This window comes from Nonomuraea sp. NPDC003201, from assembly GCF_053590415.1.
Genome location: NZ_JBSFTC010000644.1, coordinates 1 through 2,656, shown reverse-complemented (window position 1 = coordinate 2,656; position 2,656 = coordinate 1). Strand labels below are relative to the sequence as shown.

Sequence of the window (2,656 nt, the reverse complement as noted above, 5' to 3'; positions counted from 1 at the left end):
AGGTCGAGTGCGCAGCCGTGGGCGAGCAGGTCGCGCGCCTTCGGCCCGCCGACGAACAGGGTGGTGCGCTGCGCCGAGACGTCCACGATCGAGCCGTGCCGCTCGCCGAGCTCCTTGCGCAGCAGCTCGGGCCGGTATCCGGGCGGGGCGATCACCAGCCACTCGTCCGGCCCCAGCCAGGCCGCGGTGACCTCGCCGGAGGTGATCGCGGTGTTCGGCTCGACCGGCAGCGGGACGCCGAGGTCGGTCCCGGGGGCCACCCGCACGTTGACGTGGGTGAGGAAGGGGATCTCCCGCAGCGTCAGCGCCCCGCCGCGCGAGGCCGCCTCGAAACGGCCGGCGAACGCCCCGGCCGGACTCCTGCGCTCAACCATCGCGACGCGCTCCTTCGGGGTCGTACAGGACGTGAGACGTGACGGTCACCGGCACCATGGAGTCGCCCACGGGCGCGTAGAGCCGCTCGCCGTGGCGCGACTGCCCGCCCTTGAGCAGGGCCAGCGCGAACGTACGGCCGAGCGCCGCGCTGCGGTAGCTGGAGGTGACGTGGCCCAGCATGGGCACCGGCGGCTCGGGCAGCTCGGCGGAGGCCACCAGGTGGGCGCCCTCCGGCAGCAGGAAGCCGTGCTCGTCCGGCAGCAGCCCGACGAGCTGCTTGCGGTCGGGACGCGAGCTGTCGGCCCTGGCGTGGGAGCGTTTGCCCACGAAGTCGGGCTTCTTCTTCGACACCACCCACGACATGCCCAGATCCTGCGGCGTGATGGTGCCGTCGGTGTCCTGGCCGACGATCGGGTAGCCCTTCTCGGCCCGCAGCACGTGCATGGTCTCCGTGCCGTACGGCGTGACCAGGCCGGTGTCCATGATCGCGGTCCACAGGCGGAGCCCGTCCCAGGAGGTCACGTTGATCTCGTAGGTTAGCTCGCCGGAGAAGCTGATGCGGCACACCCGGGCGGGGATCCCGGCCACCTCGGCCTCGCGCCAGGTCATGAACGGGAAGTCGGCCGCCGAGACCGCCAGCTCGGGCGCCAGCGCCGCGAGGACCTCGCGCGAGCGCGGCCCGACCAGCGCGACCGTCGCCCACTGCTCGGTCACCGAGGTGAGGTGCACCCGCAACGACGGCCATTCGGTCTGCAGCCACTCCTCCATCCAGTCCAGCACCGCGGCGGCGTTGCCGGTCGTGGTGGTGACCAGGAAGTGGTCGGCGGCCAGGCGGATGACGGTGCCGTCGTCGAAGACCATGCCGTCGGCCCGGCACATCACGCCGTACCGGATCGAGCCGACGGCCAGCGAGCTCATCAGGTTGGTGTAGAGCCGGTCGAGGAACTCTCCCGCGTCCGGGCCGATCACGTCGATCTTGCCGAGCGTGGAGGCGTCCATCGCCGCCACGTCCTCGCGCGCGGCCCGGCACTCGCGCAGCACCGCCGCCTCCATGGTTTCGCCCGCGCGCGGGTAGTACCACGGCCGCTGCCACTGCCCGACGTTCTCGAACAGCGCCCCGTGCTCGGCATGCCACTCGTGCAGCGCCGTCACCCTGACGGGGTCGTGCAGCGCCCCGCGGTCGCGCCCGGCCAGCGCCGCGAAGCTCACCGGCGTGTACGGCGCCCGGTAGGAGGTGATCCCGACCTCGCCCACCGGCACCCCCAGCGCGTGGGCCACCACGGCCGAGGTCAGCAGCCCCGACGTCTTGCCCTGGTCGTGCGCGGTCCCGGCGGTGGTGTAGCGCTTGACGTGCTCGACCGAGCGCAGCCCCGCGCCGGTGGCGCGCAGCACGTCGGCCGCGGTGACGTCCCGCTGCAGGTCCACGAAGTGCGCACCGAGGTCGTCCGCCGGCACCAGCCAGTACGGCGTCCCCCCGGGCCCCGGCGGCACCGGCCCCGCGTCCCCGGCGCCGTCGGCAAGGCAGCCCTCCAGCGTGAACACGCCCCTGGCGGCCCCGGCCACGCGGACCTTCTGCCGCGAGACCCCGGGCACCAGCGCGGCCAGGTCCTCGTCGTAGCGCAGCGTCCCGCCCGCCTGGCTGAACAGGTGCACCACCGGGTTCCACCCGCCGGACACCAGCACCAGGTCGGCCTCGATCTCGGTCCCGCCGGCCAGGACGGACGAGACCTCGCCCGCGCCCCTGGCGGCCTCGACCGCCTGCCCGGCCAGCACCTCGATGCCGCGCCGCCGGGCCTCGGGCAGCGGCCCGGGGGAGGGGCGCACGTCCACGATCGCGGCCACCTCCAGGCCGGCGTCCGCCAGGTCGAAGGCGGCCTCGTAGGCGCTGTCGTTCGTGGTGAAGACCACGGCCCGGCGCCCGGGCAGCACGCCGTACCTGACGGCGTAGGTGCGCGCGGCCCCGGCCAGCATCACGCCGGGCAGATCGTTGCCCGCGAAGGCGATGGGCCGCTCGTGCGCGCCGGTGGCCAGCACGACCCGGCCCGCCCGGATGCGCCAGATCCGCTCCCTGGCCACGTGGGCGGGGGCGGCGGCGCCGAGGTGGTCCGTGCGGCGCTCGACGGCCATGAGGTAGTTGTCGTCGTAGTAGCCGAAGACCGTGGTGCGGCGCAGCACCGTGACGTCCGGCAGGCGCTCCAGGCCGGCCGCCACCGCCGCCGCCCACTCGTGGCCGCCTTGCCCGGCAGGGCTGCCCGGAATGTCCTCGGTGGTGCCCAGCAGG

Annotated in this window: 2 protein-coding genes; both read right to left on the bottom strand. The window is 74.4% G+C overall.

The annotated features are described in order from the left end of the window. On the bottom strand, positions 1–374 hold a 374-nt coding region (locus ACWDX9_RS62170), incomplete at its 3' end, for a sarcosine oxidase subunit gamma (protein ID WP_449973258.1). After that, the coding region (locus ACWDX9_RS62165; RefSeq protein WP_449973257.1) for a glycine cleavage T C-terminal barrel domain-containing protein at positions 367–2,656 on the bottom strand (2,290 nt) is incomplete at its 5' end. The genes ACWDX9_RS62170 and ACWDX9_RS62165, both read right to left, overlap by 8 nt.